Source organism: Endozoicomonas sp. ALB115, assembly GCF_049310245.1.
Taxonomy (GTDB): Bacteria; Pseudomonadota; Gammaproteobacteria; order Pseudomonadales; family Endozoicomonadaceae; genus Endozoicomonas.
The window spans coordinates 49,127-67,163 of the sequence record NZ_JBLYZG010000004.1; the positions used below are offsets into that span (position 1 = coordinate 49,127).

The following is an 18,037-nucleotide window of genomic DNA, read 5'->3' on the forward strand; positions in this document are numbered from 1 at the left end:
ACAAATCTTTGTTTTCGGGAAAAACAAGAAAAAAACCGTAAAAGAAATATCCTGCTGCCTGTTCTTAAAATGACCACAATCGATTATTTAACGGGCAGACAAGCTGCCTGAACGAGGTAGACAATGAGTATCCTGATCACCGGCGGGGCTGGCTACATTGGCAGCCACACCTGTCTGGAATTACTGAATGCCGGTTATGACGTGGTCGTCGTAGATAACCTGTGCAACAGCCATGAGACCGCGCTACACCGGGTGGAAAGCCTGACGGGTAAGCAGCCCGCTTTTTATCCTGTGGATATACGCGATAAAGAGGCCCTGCGCACCGTATTCACCAGACACACCATTGAAGCGGTGATTCATTTTGCCGGGTTAAAAGCCGTTGGTGAGTCTACCCGGATACCGTTGGCTTATTTTGATAACAACGTCAACGGAACGGTAAAACTTCTGGAAGTCATGGGTGAGTTTGACGTACGACACCTGGTGTTCAGCTCTTCTGCCACCGTGTATGGCGACCCCCATGAAGTGCCGATCAGGGAAGACTTCCCGGTTGGCCAGGTTACCAACCCCTATGGACGCAGCAAGTTCATGGTGGAGGAGATCCTCCGTGATACGGCGGCTTCCGATGATCGATGGAATTTCAGTATTCTACGCTACTTCAACCCGGTGGGTGCCCACGAATCCGGTCTTATCGGTGAAGACCCCAGTGGTATACCCAACAACCTGATGCCGTATATTGCCCAGGTAGCCGTTGGCAAGCTGGAGCAGCTCAACATCTTTGGTAACGACTACGCGACCCACGATGGTACCGGTGTGCGTGACTATATCCATGTGGTTGATCTGGCCCTTGGCCATCTGGCAGCATTGCGTACCCATTGGACCGATCAGGGTGTCCACACCTATAACCTGGGTACCGGCAAAGGCAGCAGTGTTCTGGATATGCTGCACGCCTTTGAAAAAGCCTGTGGCAAACAACTGCCTCACCAAATCCAGCCACGCCGTCCCGGGGATATCGCCCAGTGTTACGCCGACCCGGCCTATGCAGAACAAAAGCTGGGCTGGAAAGCCACCCGCACCGTTGACGATATGACCATCGATACCTGGCGCTGGCAGTCAGAAAACCCGAACGGATTTAACCAATGACACCATTTAATCCTGTTGATCACCCACACCGTCGATTCAACCCGCTGATTGGCGACTGGGTACTGGTATCTCCCCATCGTGCCAAACGCCCATGGCAGGGGCAGGTGGAAAAAACAGCGCCGGACTTTCGCCCCGTGCATGATCCTGAGTGCTTTCTCTGCCCGGGAAATGACCGTATTACCGGTGACCACAACCCGGACTACACCGATCCCTACATTTTCCCCAATGATTTCCCGGCACTGCTGACGGATACCCCGGATGCAACCAGCGAGTCAGACCTTTTCCAGAGCAGCTCCGCCAGGGGAGAAGCACGGGTGATCTGTTTTTCACCGGATCACAGTAAAACCCTGCCACAGTTGACCGAACAGGAAATCCGCAAGGTGGTTGATACCTGGGCAGAACAGGTTATCGAACTGGGACAGAGTTACCCCTGGGTACAGCTGTTTGAAAATAAAGGGGCCGTGATGGGCTGTTCCAATCCCCACCCCCATGGGCAGATCTGGGCCAGCAGCTTTCTGCCCAACGAAGCGCGCAAAGAAGACGACAACCAACGTCAATGGCTGCAGGAAAAAGGCACCAATATGCTGGTTGAATACGCCCTGCGGGAATCTGAGTCCGGTGAACGTACCGTCGTTGAAAATGATCACTGGATTGCCGTGGTCCCTTACTGGGCGGCCTGGCCGTTTGAAACGCTCCTGCTGCCCAAGCGACAGGTGCTGCGCATGCCGGATCTGACCGAAGTGGAACGTGATGCCCTGGCCGACATCCTGAAAAAACTGACGACAAAGTACGACAATCTGTTCCAGACGTCATTCCCCTACTCTATGGGCTGGCATGGTGCGCCCTGTCATCCGGGTGAGGCAGGTACTGATGATAGTCACTGGCAACTGCACGCTCATTTCTATCCACCACTGCTGAGATCAGCAACCGTTCGCAAGTTTATGGTGGGTTTTGAAATGCTGGCAGAAACCCAGCGTGACCTGACCGCGGAACAGGCTGCCGCCCGTCTGCGCGAACTGTCCGATGTGCATTATCTGGAAAACTGCGCTGAACCAGCAAAAAGCCTTTAAGATTGCTCCGAGTTATGGAAAGTAAGATGAACCAGAAACAAACACTGACTGAACTTTTCGAGATAACCTTCGGTCATCAGCCAACCCACTATTTCCAGGCACCTGGCCGGGTCAATCTGATTGGTGAGCACACCGACTACAACGATGGTTACGTATTGCCCTGTGCCATTGACTATCAGGCAGTGATTGCGGCTTCTCCCAGAGATGACCAGAAAGTCATGGCCACGGCGCACAGTTACGACGGGCAGGTAACCGAGTTTGAACTGTCCCTGCCGGTTCCGCACAGTGAAGAAGCCTTCTGGAGCAACTACGTCCGTGGTGTCGCCACCGTACTGCTGGAAAAGGAAATGAGCCTCAAGGGTGTCAATATTGCCATTATTGGCAATGTTCCCCAGGGTGCCGGCCTCAGTTCATCCGCTTGTCTGGAAGTGGTTACCGGACTGACCCTGACCCGAATGGCCGGACTGGATGTCAGCCTGAAAGAGCTGGCATTGATTGGCCAGCAGGCAGAGAACGAGTTTGTTGGCTGCAAGTGCGGCATTATGGACCAGATGATTTCCGCCTGCGGCAAGGAAGACCATGCCATGCTGCTGGACTGTCGATCCCTGGATACCCGACTGGTGCCCATCCCTGAAAATGCGGCGGTGGTGATTATCAACTCCAATGTCAAACGTGGCCTGGTAGACAGCGAATACAACACCCGTCGTGCACAGTGCGAAGCAGCAGCACAGCACTTTGGCGTCAAAGCTCTGCGGGATATCACCCTGGACCAGCTGGAAGCCAGCCAGGGCGAACTGGATGAACTGACCTACCGGCGGGCCCGCCATGTGGTGACTGAAAATGATCGCACCCTGGCCGCTGCCGAAGCACTGGGCAGGGGTGACCTGGAAGCCATGGGCAGATTAATGGCTGAATCCCATCTCTCCATGCGGGACGACTTTGAGATTACCGTACCGCCCATCGACGGTATTGTTGATATTGTCAAAGCGGTGATTGGCAGTGAAGGCGGTGTCAGAATGACCGGTGGCGGCTTTGGCGGTTGCGTCGTTGCACTGATTCCAGCGGAAAAAGTGGATGCGGTCACACAGGCGGTTACTGAACACTATCCGACCTGCTCCAATGGCCTTGTGGCTGATATCTACGTTTGCCGTGCCTCCCAGGGGGCTGGTGAAGCGTAAGTAGCTAATCAATGGGATCCCTCAAGGGGTCCCTGTCCTGAAGTTATTGACTTCAGAAACCCGATTCCCGGGTAACTTTTTTCTCTTTTCGCGGTCTAATCTTTTAACCAACTACTTGGAAGGCACTGACCGCGATACCCTGCATGCTCTGTTTACAGCGAATACTACTGACCGGCTGCATTATTCTGACAGCAATTATCAGCTTTTCTGAATGTTCTATAGCTGAGCAGCCCCCTGCCCAGTCAGAAACTGCTTACAGCGTCCCCCCTTACCTGCAAAGGCTGCTGCCTCACCAATTGATCAACTATCTGGCTCACTCCCTCGCTGAAAAAAAATGGCCATGGCTTAAAAATCAGTTAATCAGCGAATTCACCGCCAGAAATAACATCGATTTGAGTGAAGCGCTCCATGAGCATCCTGATAACTATCGGAACTTTAACGACTTTTTCACACGCGCCCTGAAAAAAGGGGCACGCCCGCTCCCGGACGACCCGGATCTGATCATCAGCCCGGTAGATGGCACTATCAGCCAGATGGGAGCTGTTGACAACGGCCGGATTTTTCAGGCAAAGCAACATGATTACAGCCTTTCAGCGTTATTTGCCGGAGACAATCAGCTGGCCAGCCGATTCAAGCATGGCCTGTTTATGACTATCTACCTCTCCCCGGGGGACTATCATCGTGTTCACATGCCCACCAGCGGAACCCTGAGACAAATGATTTGGGCTGGCTTGAACACCACCAGCCAGACAACAAAATAAAAATGGGGACTGCCATCGGCAGCGTTCCGGATTGAAACAATTTTTTCACAGAGGTATTCATTCCATACACATAAAAATACCTCTGAATCGCTTCAGAGGTATCCTCAGCCAGATGATTAGTGTCACGCTTCGTCGCTGCTATCTCCGTTGAGTGGCATTGTTAACGACTCCATGGTGTCCATATCCCTCGAACTACTCATACTATGGTCAATACTTTCCGAACGAGATTCAGAGTCAAAATTCTCATTTAATAGTTCCTGAATGTCAGGGGAAGGATCACGCAAGTAGTTATCCTCCGAGGATGAAAAGCCGTCCCCATAACGCCCAATCGGTGTCAGGCCGCCTATCAAGCTGGAGCCATCCTGCAGGTGGGTCGGCCTTGATTGAACCATTGTTCCATCAGCTGTTGATTGACTCTGTAATTGCAATGAAGTGTACGCTGAATCCACACCAGTCTGGTCCAGGCGACTCTGGCTGATACTGCTGGCTGCACCCTCAACCCCCAGGTCGGCAGCGAGCCCTCTTTGGATCTCATACTGGGACAGGTCATCAAAGCCAGGCGTACTCATCACCAATGAAGAAGGGCCTGACTCAATAGACCTCTCTTCTCTTTTAATGGTGACACTTGTCTTGCTGGTACTTTCCAGCAGCTCTGTTCTTGATTCCAGAGAAGCAAGTCTATTTTCGTTCTGCCCCTGCTCCGTTCTTATCGTCGAGAACTCTTTACCCAGCCCTTTCAATTCACTCTTTATATCATTCACCATTGGTCCAAGGTTCGGGATATTAATAATTGATTCTATTTTGCTGATAAATTCCTGTATTTTTCCCTCACAATTTTGTAAACGAACACTGAAGTCATCCATACGCTTACCAGTCATTTGTACACCACCTTTCAGTTCAAGAATGCTTTTTTTAATACTGTTGATTCCCTCCAGTTGTTCTCGTAGCTCCCGGATCTCAACTTCTGCTTTATTCATTAAAGACATATGACCATTGATGGTTGCCACCCCCTTCTTACACTCCAGTTCAGATTCAGCCAGTTTTTGCTGCAGCTGATCGATCTGTTCACGCAGCGTATCTATCTGTGTCTGGGATACCCTTTGCTGTTCCTGAAGTATCGCAATTTTTTGTTCTTTTACGGCAACATCGTGGCGTAGTCTTTGAATTTCTTCCTTATTACCTTCAGCTTTAGCGGTAGCCAATTCGGCACCAAGGCCACGTACCTGAGTGTTCAGATCACGAATTTCTTTCTCACGCGCCGAAATTGATGACAAATGAGTCTGAATTGACTCCTGTTGACTCTGGATCGTTTTTTGAAAATTTTCAATATCTGTTTTATGAGACTTCTGCTCCTTCATCAGAGCCTGATCCGTTTTACCCTTTTCAAGTAAAGTTGCATCGTACAGGGCCCGGTTATCCCTGGCCTGCTTATGAGCTGTTTCCAATTCACCCGTTAGTTTCTGATTTTTCTGCTGCAACTCTGTATTAAGGGTTTTTGTAGTATTAAACTCCGTTCCCATGCGATGCATAGTGCCAAGTTCTGACACCTGTTGTTCGATTCGTTGCTCTAAACCTTTAATATTTCTTTCGCTTGCTTTCAGTTCTTGCTCCAGGTGAGCGACCCGTCCCTTACTTTGACCCACCTCCTCCCGTAAAGAGTCAACTTCTTTTCCCATTCGTGCACGTTCAGTCTGGAGGTTTTCTATTGACTCCAGTTTCTCCTTTAGCGTGGTCTGCAGTTGCCTGGCGCATTCCGATACGTGATTTTTATCCGCCTGAACCCTGGTCAGCTGTTGCTCCAGGGAAAGTGCCTCTTTCTTTATTTCCGAAAGTTCATTTTGTGTATCACTTAATAAATTCTCCGAGCGGGTCAGTTGGTCATTGGCAACCTCCAGACTGGTTTTCGTGTTATGTAGTTCATTTTGCAACCGGGTCTCATTTTTCCGATATGAGTCCAACTCTTCTTTTAACTGGTTCTTCTCCAGGTTTGTTGCAGACAGCGCCTGCCCATCCCGCTCAATCTCTTTGTTCAAAAAAGCCACGCGACGATCCATGTTCTCAATGGTCGCTGACAGCCCTGACTTTTCAGTCACCAGCTCTGACATTGCGGATTTCAGCTGAAGATTCTTCTCAGCCTCTGCATACATCTTGCCTTCAGCATTGCTTGCATGGTCTAACGCGCGATTGAGCTGACCTTCCAGAGATTGTTTATCCGCATGCGCAGATTGCAACTCAGTGTTTAGTCGGGCTACCTCTTGCTCTGCCTCGCTCCATTTCAATTGAGCCTGCTCTGATTGCTCTCTCTCCCCTTTGAGCTCATGGTTGACACTATTAAGAGTGTCACTCATCTGCCCCTGTAACTCAGTTAATGATTCATTCTTCGCCAGTAGCATCTCGATTGTTTGACCGGCCATTTGGTGAGAGTCCAGGAGTCGCTCCGTACAATCAGTCATGCGCTGGCTCGAATTCTCCCATCTTGAGGATCTTCGCTCCGTCGCTAATAATTCAGTATATCTGTCAGGAGTAATATCAGCTCTTTTTGCCAGTTGATGACTTCGTTGTTCACTGGCTTTTAGTTTTTCCCTGGTGTCACGAAGTGCCATGCGAAGTTCATTTTTCTGCTTCCTCAGCTCATTGTTGTGATCCTTCAACCTGAACATAGCCTCAGGGTTAACATGATCAACAACACGACCATCAAAAGGGGGAGAGCCATCAAATGATGGAGCTCGCCCTTCCTGATGCCCTGACAAATGAGGCATGTCAGCCTTGTGATCAGATACTCTATTCCCCCCCCAGGAAACCTGCCCCTGCCCCTGCCCCGTTTCGGGAGCAGACGGCGGCACACCAGTATATAAGCTGGGCGCGGGGGGAGTTGTCATGATATTGCTATAAGACATTTTATTACCTTGCATTTTTTGTTGGGCCAAAATAACAATGCTTGGAGAAGATAAAGCTGGAGAAAGTTGCATGAATTCATATTTTTTTTAAAATCAAAAGACAGTGTTTTAATTTCAATATCCGATAACTCATTAAGTAGCTGGCCATATGGAATCGAATATTTCTGGCTACTTGGGCTGGTACTATGCGAGGCACAACGGAGGGAGCATAGCCGTAGCTATGTGACCGGAGTTGTAACGAAGCAGAGTGCCGGCACAAGGAGTCAGAAATATTCGATTTCATATGGTTAGCTACTTATCTGAAAACCAGGGAGAGAAAACTCGACAATCGGGTTGTTCGGGGTTTTAGACCCATTTATCGCAACCGCACGACTGCATGGATGCAGGAGCAGGCACACCGTTTCAATGAGTTTGAGGTGTAATCTCAGCGCAGGATGCACGAACGAAGGGTGATTGGCACAGTCTTGGGTATGGTGTTTACACCCTTCGACTCCGCTTGGGATGAACAAAGTTTGGGCGTCATTGATAGAGAACCCATCAATGACATTGAAACCATGTATCAGGGGAACGCAGGAGCAGTTGCCGCGCAGGACAGTATTAAGTAAGGCAGGCTTCTCGGAGGCTGACTATGCAAGGAATAAACCGGATAGCATAGCCGTAACTAAACTTCCGGATTATCGGGTAAAGTTGAAGTATCCGCTTCCGGCCTGGAAGACACTGGCAGACTGTCCGTGTTAGCACAGGAATCGGCCCGATCAGGCGTTTTTGCCCATATCTTCCGACTAAGCCAACCGGTGCTCTGCCGTATAGAATCGGCAATAGCCGTACTCTTTTTCCATGTCCATGAGGCCATGGGCTTCGCTCCGTAATCAAAAGCCAGATACAAGGATTTGTAGAGCTGGCTATAGGGCCACTTCACTAAACCAATCATGACACTATCCAGCCGAACTGTTGCTTGCGATAATGCCGTCCTTTGGGTTGCTACTGGCGTTATGGCTTTTGTTCAACATTTTCGGATTCTACTACCTCATTTGCAGCTACTGACCCAGGCGTTTCAGTCCGAGGTAATTCAGCGGTACTTTGATCGTCTTGCTTTTGTTGTTGCTGCAGCTCCTTATTAAGTTCAATGAATTTTTCCTGTTGTTCCTGCAGCGCCTCAAATTGATTGACTGCTTGCAATAAACGCTCATTCTCGTAATGCAATTCCTGATTTTGTGTCAGCAGTTTGAGCTTTGCTTCATCAATAGATTTTAATTTAGCGTCCAGCTCCCCGATTGTCATAGCGTCAGCTTCAAGCCTGTCTTTTAATGCTCCTTTTAAACCTGTTAAATCCGCACTATCCGAACGTTCTCCACTAATCAACATTTCCAGAGAATTTAAATCTTCATCTTGCTTTGCTTTTTCTTCTGACAGTTGTTTATTTTCTTCCACCAAACGAGCTACATCACCTTCGTTACTTTTAAGTTTTTCCCTGAGGTCACGCAACTCATTAGAAAGGTCCAGAACACTGCTTTCTGCAACATGAAGCTTATCGGTTATATTTTCCAGCTCAGATTGAGTACCGACATTGACGTTTACCACTTCCTGCTCCGAGTTACCGTGGACAGGCATACCCAGCGACTCTTCGTCCTCAGAAACTGCCTGTTTTATCAGTAATTCAAACCCCGCTCCTGCCAGGGTACCTTCAACCATGTGGTAATCAGCATCCGAGGAACCAATCTCTGTCTGGGCAGACATATCGACCCGCACTCGGGGTTCACTTACTGTGACTTCAGATGTCTGCACTCCAGGTGAATCCTTTGGAATATCCAGTGTCGCCTGAAGTTGCTTAATATGATTCTCAAGCTGTGATCGGGCATGAATTTCGGCCTTTGCTTCCGCTTCTTTTTCTTTAAGCAGATTACTGTATTGCTCCTTCAAACTCGTTAATTGATCACAAGATTGACTGTATTGTTGTTCAAGCTGAGATACCTGGGCTCTAAGCGATGTTTCCACAAACTGCAGACTCTCATTATTAGCACATTGATCTTTCATCATCTGATCCAATTCGCTGCATTCCGCCTTCAGCTTTTGAACCTGCTCTTCGTTTTCAGCCTCGATATCCTTAATAGCTTCTTCATAACCACCCGCTAATTTATCCATATCAGATTGATGCGTCGCCGAAAGCTCCTTCAATTCAAGCTTATGCTGATTATCTGACTTCATCGTTTCAAAGAGATGCCGACCTGATAATTTGCATATCTCTGCCTCGTAAAGACCCTCTAAATCAGACATTCGCTGCTGGTCTGCTGCTAATTTGCTCTCAAGATTATGAATTACATCAGCCTGTTCCTGTCTGGTCCGCATATCACCTTCCAGATCATGATCATGTTGCTGCCGGGCTGCTTCAAGCTCTTTGGAAAGCTCTGCAATGCGTACCGATTTTTCAGCCAGTTGTTTCTCCAATGCAACTCTTATATCCTGATAACGATTACGGTTATCTGCATTATTGCTCTCAAGACCATCTGCACGATTGGCTAAAAGTTCAAGCAGATGATTGAGCTCATGATTTCTCATCTGCTCCCGTTTTAATTTAAGCTCCAACTGCTTTGCCTGATCATTAACCTGATCGTTCAGGCTCTTTAACTCACCAGAGTGGGTCTTCCAGGCTGCCAGCTGGTCAGAAACCTGTGCATGTCTGGAATCAGATTCTTGTTTGTGATGCTTAAGCTTCCCGACTTCCTGAACCTGCTTTTCCACCATTGGCAGGAGCTTTTGCACCGGCTCTTCAACCCTGGCAATCTTGCGGAACAGGAGTTTCATGCCTCTGCCTGCATCATAGGCCAGAGAGGCAGGGATAAGTATCGGGCTAAGCACAATAGTGGCAAGGTATCCAAACGGGCCAAGCTTGCCAACAAGCCATTTTCCCCATTTGATCAAACCGGGCTTGTTAAAGCCCAGGTCATCAACCGCAGCTTTGGTTGTTTGATGTATTGCATTGGCTCCATCGTTCACACCCTTGATGGCGGATGAATAAGCCGTATCCGGCCCAGCATTGGCCGCCAGGGTTTTCACCGGATTATCAGTTACAGGTCCCATGATCATTCCCTCTCTATGTTTTTATTTAAAATCGATTAATTTGAACTCTTGTTTTAGAGTGGAAAGTTATTAATTAGTTTCCCAGCCAAATAAATATTTTATAAATAAAAAAATAATTTTTGATATCATTAAAGAATAACGAGATATTTATTCCCGATGCACTATTAATGTGATTGTCCAAACCAGTGCTCCCACAAGTGAGGGCAGCGGATTATGGTTTCTGAGTTTTCAGCAGCAAAAAGAACTTCCTATGCCTCTCTTTGACCACTCTACAAAAGTTAATTCAATACCAGTATTCTGGCCTTTGTGTCTGTTCCTTTCCTGGTGTCACTGTCATTGACCCATTTCCTGGGCGATGCATTAAACCAGTATTCCTTCAGTGACATTGCCTTGGTCACCTTTTTGATTACCACGACGCCGGTATCACTCGGGGTGGTCTTCCGCCATTTTAAAACGTCGATTGCAGTAAAGATTGAAACCGGGCTCGAACGTTTGGCTTACGCACTGTGGACCATCATCGTGCTTGGTGCAGTGGCGTCCGCCGCCGAAAATGTTATGACTAACTTTTCCCAAGTGGTTATGGGACTTCTTTTCTTACCCATTGTGATGACGTGTTTTGGTTTAATACTGGTACGATTGTCTAGTCTCACCCGTACCGAGTCCAAAACCCTTGCCATTGAAGCCAGCATTCAGAATTCCCCCATGGCTCTGACCCTGACGGTATTGATCAGTGGCGTGAGCACAGGCTTGCCAGACCTGGCCCTGCCAGCAGCGGTGTATTCGCTGACGATGTATGCGGTTGCGTTCCCGTCCGTGATTTTGTTACGTCGATGGGGCGATGGGGCCAAACAGACTCCGGGCTTTAACCCGACAGCTGATTCACCCAGTCAGGCGGGGTGATACCGGGACACTTGGACAATGGCGATGGGACAGGGAGATTGTTCTCAACCTCTGACTCTGAAGCTGACTATGGGTTGGCAATAGTACATGAGATCAAGTTAGAATAGCCTCTTAATCGTTTTTTTTATAACTCATCCCGACAGCTAACCGTCCAGGAAAACCCTTTGCGAAACTCATCCCGTCATTGCATGCAACAGAAAACAGGTGTGCCAGAGTCATTGAAGAGGTTGAAAATTAACAAGGAATCAAGGATCAAACGTGTGAATCATTCTCCTGCGTTTATTGTTCGTTCAGTTGTCGTAATGGTACTGACACTCTTTCCCGCTTTGACGTTTGGCACTGAACCCGTCTCTTACGATGATCCACTGGAGAGCTGGAACCGCCGGGTGTTCAAACTGAATGACACCCTGGATCACTATGCCTTGAAGCCAGTGGCAAAGACCTACCACTTTGTCACCCCCGGGCCGGTGCAAACCTTAGTCAGCAACTTTTTCAGCAACCTCGGGGAACTGAGAAATATCGCCAGCGCCGGCGTCCAGCTCAAAGGGCAGGATGCACTGGTGTCATCGGGCCGCTTCATCATCAATTCAACGGCGGGTATTCTTGGCCTGATTGATGTAGCAACGCCCATGGGGCTTGATAAGCGCTACAGCGATTTCGGGCTGGCTTTTGCCAACTGGGGGGTGCCTTCCGGACCTTATCTTGTGCTTCCGTTACTTGGCCCGAGTACGTTCCGTTCCGGTGTTGGCCGAATTCCTGATGCATTCACCAATCCGGTAGCCTATCATGACTCTGAGCGGGATCGCTGGATTCTCGACGGCATTGACCTTATCAATCGTCGCGCTCAATTCCTGGATGCTGAAGAGCTGATTCTTGGAGACCGTTACACGTTTATCCGGGACACTTATTTACAAAGACGTGAATATTTGATCACCGGCCAGCTGCCTGAAGATGACTTCTAACTATAAACCGTCAATGACAATCACATCAGTCATTGGCTCAGATGACTTTAAGCAAACACATTAATTTGCCAATACTCCCGCTTGCAGCCAAGGCAGCTTGGGAGTATTTTTCCCTTAACTTTACATTTTAATGTGGTTTTTTTATCCGAATGTATCGGGTTCACGTGGGTCCTTATCTTCACTTTACTTTGCGGGTGTATCCATGACCGGCAGTACCATTCTGGTCATCGATGATGACACTATAGTACGTGAAAGCATTGTCGCCTACCTGCAAGGCATTGGCTTCAAAACCCATGAAGCCGGAAATGGACAACAGGGCCTGCATATTTTTCGTGACTGCCATCCGGACCTGATTCTGTGTGATCTTCGCATGCCGATCATGGATGGACTCACCATGCTGAGCCAGGTGCGCAGTGAAGCCAGTGACATACCCTTTATTGTTGTCTCCGGCGCTGGCGTTATGACCGATGTGGTAGAAGCCCTGCACCTTGGCGCCAGCGATTTCCTGGTGAAGCCGATCGTGGATCTTGAGGTATTAGAGTACGCCATCCACCGGGCTCTTGAAAAAGCCCAGTTACTGATGGAAAACAAGCGCTACCGGGCCAGCCTCGAAGAAGCCATCAACTCTTTGAAGAGCAGCCTGACCCTGCTGCAGGAGGACCAGAAAGCCGGCCGTCAGGTGCAGATGAATATGCTGCCCAGACACCCGCTGGAATACAGGAATTTCAAAGTTGACCACAACATCATCCCATCCCTCTATTTAAGCGGGGATTTTGTCGACTATTTCACGCTCAGTGACCACAGTTTTGCCTTCTATCTGGCCGATGTCTCCGGGCATGGCGCGTCATCTGCTTTTGTTACCGTGCTTCTCAAGCACATGTCCATCAGCCTGCTTCAGGACTATCACAACAACGGCGGTAAAATCAGGGTCAAACCTTCACATGTGTTGAGCTACATCAACCAGAGCCTGCTGAAAACCGGACTGGGAAAACATGTCACGGTGTTTGGTGGCATAGTCAATACCCGTGACCAGACGCTTACCTACTCGTTTGGCGGACATTTTCCATTACCCGTGATCGCTGAAGAAGGCAAACAGGTCCGTTTTCTTGAAGGCAAAGGCTTACCGGTAGGATTGTTTGAGGATGCTGTTTATGAGGATGTCATTATAGACTTGCCCCGGCAATTCAGCTTAACTATTCTATCAGATGGTATTCTTGAGGTTTTGCCCCAGAAAAGCCTCAAAGAAAAGGAAGATCATTTATTATCGGTTATCGGAGAAGGTGCCGACACCATAGCAACATTGACCGAAAGACTGGGACTCAATGATATTCAGGAAGCTCCTGATGACATTGCAATGTTAATACTGGCTCGATACTGATTATGACACCCGGAAAAATTCAGTTTGCCGAAAGCGAAGGTACCTACGTACTGAAGCTGATCGGAGAAGTTCGACTCACCCTCTGCTCCAGTCTGGAGAATCTGCTTCAGGCCATGTTCGAAGAGCCGCGATTTCGTTCTGTGATTGTTGACCTTTCAGAGGCGGAAACCATCGATAGCACGTCACTGGGGCTATTGGCGAAATTATCCATTATGGCCAGAAAGCAGATAGACCAGCGGCCAGTGCTGATATCTCCCCGCCCTGATATCACCAGAATCCTTATGAGCATGGGTTTTGAGCGAATCTTTATCATTGTTGAAGATGTCGCCGGTCAGACCTGCGAATACCAGGACATTGAATGCGAGGAGTGCAGTGAGGAATCCATTCATGCCCGGGTACTGGAAGCCCACAGGACACTGATGAGCCTGAATGAAAACAACCAGAAGGCCTTCAGTGACCTGGTTAAACAACTGGAGCGTTGCAGGCAGCCAGAGGTGACTGCCTGACGTTGGTTTGCACATTGCCTCCCGGGAGCCTGTCGGACTTAAGCGTCCGTAGCGAGGGTAGCGAGAAATTGAGGATAAAAATTTCTGCTTCTGAGGAGAATAGCGGGGCTATTTGACGAAGAAGCAGGAATTTTTAGACCAATTTACCGCAACCGCAGTAGGACAGTCTTAAGTCCGACAGGCTCCCATGTATTACACGCTTTCCACAAGCCTGACAGCATCAAGCAGCACTTCAATCCCGGCACCGGCTTTATGGGCATTTTCACTGATATGCCGGCGAAAACGACGGCCGCCGGGTACACCGTGATAAAGCCCCAGCATATGGCGGGTAATATGGCTAAGCCATGTTCCCCTGGCAAGCTCTGACTCAATATAGGGCAGCATCTTCTCGATCACTTCAGCGCGACTCTTCACGGGCTGCTGACAACCATAGAGCCGACCATCCACCTCCGATAGCAGATACGGATTCTGGTAGGCTTCACGACCGAGCATCACTCCATCCACATACTGCAGGTGATGATCGATCTCCTCAAAGGTCTTGATCCCGCCATTGATAGAAATATTCAGCCCGGGAAACTGAGTTTTAAGCGCATACACCCAATCTGGCTTTAACGGCGGAATATCCCGATTCTCCTTCGGAGAAAGCCCTTCCAGAACGGCAATACGGGCATGAACAATAAAGGTATCGCACCCCGCCTGTGCTACGGTACCGACAAAGTCCAGCAACTCTTCCCAGGACTCGCGACCATTAATACCAATGCGATGCTTTACCGTTACCGGAATGGATACACGCTCTTTCATGGCTCTGACAGCATTGGCTACGGTTTCCGGCTCTGCCATCAGACAGGCACCGATACGGCCATTTTGCACCCGGTCACTGGGACAACCCACGTTCAGGTTCACTTCCTGATAACCCCGCTCTTCCGCCAGCCCGGCACAAAAGGCAAGGTCGCTGGCATCGTGTCCACCGAGCTGAATGGCCAATGGGTATTCAAATGCATCATGCTGTAAAAAGCGGTCTTTATCGCCGAACACCAGGGCACCGGTGGTGACCATCTCGGTGTACAGCAGTGCCCGCTCAGACAGGACGCGGTGGAAGTAGCGACAGTGTCGGTCCGTCCAGTCCATCATTGGTGCCACGGAAAATCGCCGACCCGGTGAAACCACCGTTGTCTCTTTATTAGCTATAGGTTGATTCATTAACCACTAAGGTCCACTGACATAATCTGAAAAACCCCGAAATCGACTGCCATTTGCTACGTATTTGCTACGCATTTACTACCCAATAAAAGTAGTGAAACACGACCTCAGAACCCTGAAAAAAATAGCGGTCAAGTATGACAACCTCAACAAGAAAAACAAAGTCGGGAAATGTGCGGTATGCCGTTAAGACTCAAAAAAACCATTAGAGGTGACAAGTGCTCCTGGCCCACCATTTCAATGAGTTTGGGGTGTATTCTCCGTTCACCCTGAGCGGAGTCGAAGGGTGATTGGCACAGTCCTCAGGGTATGGAGTTTGCGCCCTTCGACTCCGCTCAGGACGAACGGAGTTTGGGCTTCATTGATAAAGAGAACCCGTCAAATACATTGAAACCGTGAACTAGACACACCCTGAGTATTTTTCTTAGCAAAAAACAGTGGGAAGGCTATTCTTGCTTAAAACCAAAAGGCTACGGAGGGCAAAGGGTAATTGCCTGTTCTCCTGTGCTGGTGAAAATAACTTCAATGCAAATTCCCATACAATTTCCACGGGCCAGCCTTTTTGAACCAGCAAATAAAGTTGAAAATGGCAGCATAAAGACGGTAAAAAGGACAACCACTGGAATTTCTATCCTGAAACAGCCTGAATCCAAATAGCTATGTCCGCACCAGCACTAGAAATACTCAATTCCGTCTTTGGATACGATGCATTTCGCTCACACCAGAGCGCCATTATTGACAACATACTGGCTCGTAACGACACGCTGGCCATCATGCCCACCGGTGGTGGAAAGTCTATCTGTTACCAGATCCCGGCGCTGATCTTTCCGGGCCTGACCCTGGTGATCTCGCCGCTGATCTCCCTGATGGAAGATCAGGTTCATCAACTGACGTCTCTGGGCATCCCTGCCGCCCTGTTAAACAGCACCCTGAGCAGTGCGGATTATCATAACACCCTGGGCCAGGTACAGAATGGCAATATCAAGCTGCTGTATATGGCACCGGAAACCCTGATGCTGGAACGTACGCAACAGTTGCTCAGCACCCTAAACATCGACTGCCTAACCATTGATGAAGCCCACTGCATCTCCGAATGGGGCCATGATTTCCGCCCGGAATACCGGCAACTGGCGGAGGTGCGCCGACACTTTCCAAATGCCGTCTGTGTAGCACTGACAGCCACCGCCACACCAAGGGTACAGCAGGATATAAAAACCAGCCTGCAGATGTCCGATAGCAATGAGTTTATCGCCAGCTTTAACCGGACCAACCTGTTTCTGGAGGTGATTGAGAAAAAGAAGCCTGTTGACCAGACCCTGAAACTGATTGAGAAATACCAGAACCAGTCCGGCATTATCTACTGCAATTCCAGGAAACAGGTGGATGAACTGACGCAGATTCTGGCTGATAACGGTTGTTCCGTAGCGCCCTATCATGCCGGACTTGCCAGTGAAGTACGCAAAGCCAACCAGTCCGCTTTTATCCGGGATGATATTCAGATCATGGTGGCCACCGTGGCGTTTGGCATGGGCATCAATAAATCCAACGTTCGTTTTGTCCTCCACTTTGATATGCCCCAGAATATTGAAAGCTACTATCAGCAGATCGGTCGTGCCGGGCGGGACGGACTGCCTGCCAACTGCCACTTCCTGTTCAGCTATGGCGATATTCAGAAGGTCAAGTTCTTTATCAACCAGAAACCCGATTCGGAACAGCGCATCGCCAACCAGCACCTGAACGCCCTGATCGGCTATGCCGAATCCGAGGAGTGCCGCAGAGCACCGCTGCTGCACTATTTTGGTGAAGCCTATAGCCAGGAAAACTGTCAGCTCTGCGACAACTGCCTATCCGAAAAACAACCCTTTACCGATGTGACCGTACCCGCCCAGAAACTGCTCTCCTGCATCTATCGCACAGGCCAGCTCTTTGGTGTGTCCTATGTGATTGATGTGCTGCGAGGTTCAAAATCCAAAAGAATCCGGGAGCGCCAACATGACCAGATTCCCACCTACGGCATCGGTACTGAATTGACCAGACCCCAGTGGCAGCAGCTGGCCCGTAAATTGATACAGGAAAACCTGGTACTTCAGGATGCGGAATACGGCAGCTTAAAACTGACCGACAATGCCCGTGCCGTGCTCAAAGGGGCTCAGCAAATCCAGCTCAGGCTCACCCAAAGAGCAGAACCCGCCAGTAAAGCAGCAACAGAAAAACAGGGCAGCCCGGATTATAACCACGAGCTGTTTGATATTCTCAGGGCCTGTCGCAAGGTGCTGGCAGATCAGGAGAACGTACCGCCCTACATTATTTTTTCCGACAAAACCCTGATTGAGATGTCGGCCAGATTTCCACAATCCAGAGACAGCCTGTTACAGGTCAGTGGTGTTGGCCAGGTAAAACTGGATCACTATGGGGATGCGTTTCTCCATGAAATCCTGTCATTCTGCGAAAAACATCAGATAGAAGAGATTGCACAACCTTCTGCCAGTAACAGCCGCCCCCGTTATCGAACAACAAGCCGGGGCAGACATGTTGAGGTTGGGGAGTCGTTCAGCCAGCATAACTGTCTCAACCGCCTTCAGGAGGAGTTTAATCTGAAGCTGTCTACCCTGCTCAGCCATCTCTATAAATACCAGACGGAAGTCGCTCATCTACCGGTTTCGGATGCTTTTCTCCAACAGTCCCGGTTATTGCCTGCACAACAGGCTCGTGTTCTGGAAGCCATAAACACCCATGGTACTGATCGTTTACGCCCATTGTTTGATGCCATGCAGGAACAGGTTTCTTATGATGAGTTGCATCTGTTAAGGCTGCACTATCTGGTTCAACATCCGGAATCACTCACGGACAAAACCGGCGACAACAGATAATAATCAAAAAGGATTCGGCTTGTCGCAGGGTATGAACTCACCGAAGAAATATCCGTTCAAATGGCATACAGATAAAATATTGACCAAATTCACACAA

General features: G+C 49.1%; 13 protein-coding genes. 9 read left to right on the plus strand and 4 right to left on the minus strand.

Going from position 1 to position 18,037, the window contains the following annotated elements:
• Window positions 1-123 precede the first annotated feature (123 nt).
• The 4 genes from galE to asd all read left to right on the plus strand — a co-directional run bounded on the left by galE (window position 124) and on the right by asd (window position 4,149).
• On the plus strand, window positions 124-1,140 hold the full coding sequence (gene galE, locus ACO6VE_RS03005) for a UDP-glucose 4-epimerase GalE (protein WP_422459618.1): 1,017 nt from the start codon (window positions 124-126) through the stop codon (window positions 1,138-1,140).
• Window positions 1,137-2,210 (plus strand): UDP-glucose--hexose-1-phosphate uridylyltransferase, encoded by a 1,074-nt coding sequence (locus ACO6VE_RS03010; RefSeq protein ID WP_422459620.1) that lies wholly within the window; start codon window positions 1,137-1,139, stop codon window positions 2,208-2,210. Before galE ends, ACO6VE_RS03010 begins: the two co-directional genes overlap by 4 nt.
• Before the next feature lie 26 nt (window positions 2,211-2,236).
• Entirely contained in the window at window positions 2,237-3,388 is a 1,152-nt protein-coding gene (gene galK, locus ACO6VE_RS03015; RefSeq protein ID WP_422459622.1) for a galactokinase, read from the plus strand.
• A gap of 143 nt (window positions 3,389-3,531) precedes the next feature.
• Window positions 3,532-4,149 carry an archaetidylserine decarboxylase gene (gene asd, locus ACO6VE_RS03020; protein WP_422445666.1) on the plus strand — a complete coding sequence of 206 codons (618 nt, stop codon included), beginning with the start codon at window positions 3,532-3,534 and terminating at the stop codon, window positions 4,147-4,149.
• A 122-nt stretch (window positions 4,150-4,271) separates the two neighbouring features.
• Here asd and ACO6VE_RS03025 read toward each other — a convergent pair whose 3' ends face one another.
• The 3 genes from ACO6VE_RS03025 to ACO6VE_RS03035 all read right to left on the minus strand — a co-directional run bounded on the left by ACO6VE_RS03025 (window position 4,272) and on the right by ACO6VE_RS03035 (window position 9,965).
• The gene (locus tag ACO6VE_RS03025; RefSeq protein WP_422459624.1) at window positions 4,272-7,046 is read right to left on the minus strand and encodes a hypothetical protein; all 2,775 of its coding nucleotides are present in this window, start codon (window positions 7,044-7,046) and stop codon (window positions 4,272-4,274) included.
• A gap of 661 nt (window positions 7,047-7,707) precedes the next feature.
• On the minus strand, window positions 7,708-7,977 hold the full coding sequence (locus ACO6VE_RS03030) for a hypothetical protein (protein WP_422445670.1): 270 nt from the start codon (window positions 7,975-7,977) through the stop codon (window positions 7,708-7,710).
• 59 nt (window positions 7,978-8,036) lie between these two features.
• Window positions 8,037-9,965: a hypothetical protein gene (locus ACO6VE_RS03035; protein ID WP_422459626.1), complete on the minus strand. Its 1,929-nt coding sequence runs from the start codon at window positions 9,963-9,965 to the stop codon at window positions 8,037-8,039.
• A 456-nt stretch (window positions 9,966-10,421) separates the two neighbouring features.
• Here ACO6VE_RS03035 and ACO6VE_RS03040 point away from each other — a divergent pair, with 456 nt between their 5' ends.
• The 4 genes from ACO6VE_RS03040 to ACO6VE_RS03055 all read left to right on the plus strand — a co-directional run bounded on the left by ACO6VE_RS03040 (window position 10,422) and on the right by ACO6VE_RS03055 (window position 13,870).
• Window positions 10,422-11,024 (plus strand): hypothetical protein, encoded by a 603-nt coding sequence (locus ACO6VE_RS03040; protein ID WP_422446153.1) that lies wholly within the window; start codon window positions 10,422-10,424, stop codon window positions 11,022-11,024.
• Between the two features lie 260 nt (window positions 11,025-11,284).
• A complete protein-coding gene (locus ACO6VE_RS03045) occupies window positions 11,285-11,986 on the plus strand; it encodes an MlaA family lipoprotein (RefSeq protein ID WP_422445674.1) in 702 nt (233 codons plus the stop codon).
• 202 nt (window positions 11,987-12,188) lie between these two features.
• Window positions 12,189-13,364: a SpoIIE family protein phosphatase gene (locus tag ACO6VE_RS03050; RefSeq protein WP_422445676.1), complete on the plus strand. Its 1,176-nt coding sequence runs from the start codon at window positions 12,189-12,191 to the stop codon at window positions 13,362-13,364.
• 2 nt (window positions 13,365-13,366) lie between these two features.
• On the plus strand, window positions 13,367-13,870 hold the full coding sequence (locus ACO6VE_RS03055; protein ID WP_101748885.1) for an STAS domain-containing protein: 504 nt from the start codon (window positions 13,367-13,369) through the stop codon (window positions 13,868-13,870).
• 192 nt (window positions 13,871-14,062) lie between these two features.
• On the opposite strand, the gene dusA is transcribed toward ACO6VE_RS03055, so the two are convergent.
• Entirely contained in the window at window positions 14,063-15,070 is a 1,008-nt protein-coding gene (dusA, locus tag ACO6VE_RS03060) for a tRNA dihydrouridine(20/20a) synthase DusA (RefSeq protein ID WP_422445679.1), read from the minus strand.
• Window positions 15,071-15,729: 659 nt separating this feature from the next.
• Here dusA and recQ point away from each other — a divergent pair.
• Window positions 15,730-17,940 carry a DNA helicase RecQ gene (gene recQ, locus ACO6VE_RS03065; protein ID WP_422459628.1) on the plus strand — a complete coding sequence of 737 codons (2,211 nt, stop codon included), beginning with the start codon at window positions 15,730-15,732 and terminating at the stop codon, window positions 17,938-17,940.
• The last annotated feature ends 97 nt before the right edge of the window (window positions 17,941-18,037 follow it).

What these genes read in the sequence shown, in the direction of transcription:
- galK (WP_422459622.1), top strand. Translation starts at nt 2,237, where the DNA reads ATGAACCAGAAACAAACACTGACTGAACTTTTCGAGATAACCTTCGGT.
- dusA (WP_422445679.1), bottom strand. Translation starts at nt 15,070, where the DNA reads ATGAATCAACCTATAGCTAATAAAGAGACAACGGTGGTTTCACCGGGT.
- ACO6VE_RS03055 (WP_101748885.1), top strand. Translation starts at nt 13,367, where the DNA reads ATGACACCCGGAAAAATTCAGTTTGCCGAAAGCGAAGGTACCTACGTA.
- ACO6VE_RS03025 (WP_422459624.1), bottom strand. Translation starts at nt 7,046, where the DNA reads ATGTCTTATAGCAATATCATGACAACTCCCCCCGCGCCCAGCTTATAT.
- asd (WP_422445666.1), top strand. Translation starts at nt 3,532, where the DNA reads ATGCTCTGTTTACAGCGAATACTACTGACCGGCTGCATTATTCTGACA.
- ACO6VE_RS03050 (WP_422445676.1), top strand. Translation starts at nt 12,189, where the DNA reads ATGACCGGCAGTACCATTCTGGTCATCGATGATGACACTATAGTACGT.
- galE (WP_422459618.1), top strand. Translation starts at nt 124, where the DNA reads ATGAGTATCCTGATCACCGGCGGGGCTGGCTACATTGGCAGCCACACC.
- ACO6VE_RS03010 (WP_422459620.1), top strand. Translation starts at nt 1,137, where the DNA reads ATGACACCATTTAATCCTGTTGATCACCCACACCGTCGATTCAACCCG.
- recQ (WP_422459628.1), top strand. Translation starts at nt 15,730, where the DNA reads ATGTCCGCACCAGCACTAGAAATACTCAATTCCGTCTTTGGATACGAT.
- ACO6VE_RS03030 (WP_422445670.1), bottom strand. Translation starts at nt 7,977, where the DNA reads ATGATTGGTTTAGTGAAGTGGCCCTATAGCCAGCTCTACAAATCCTTG.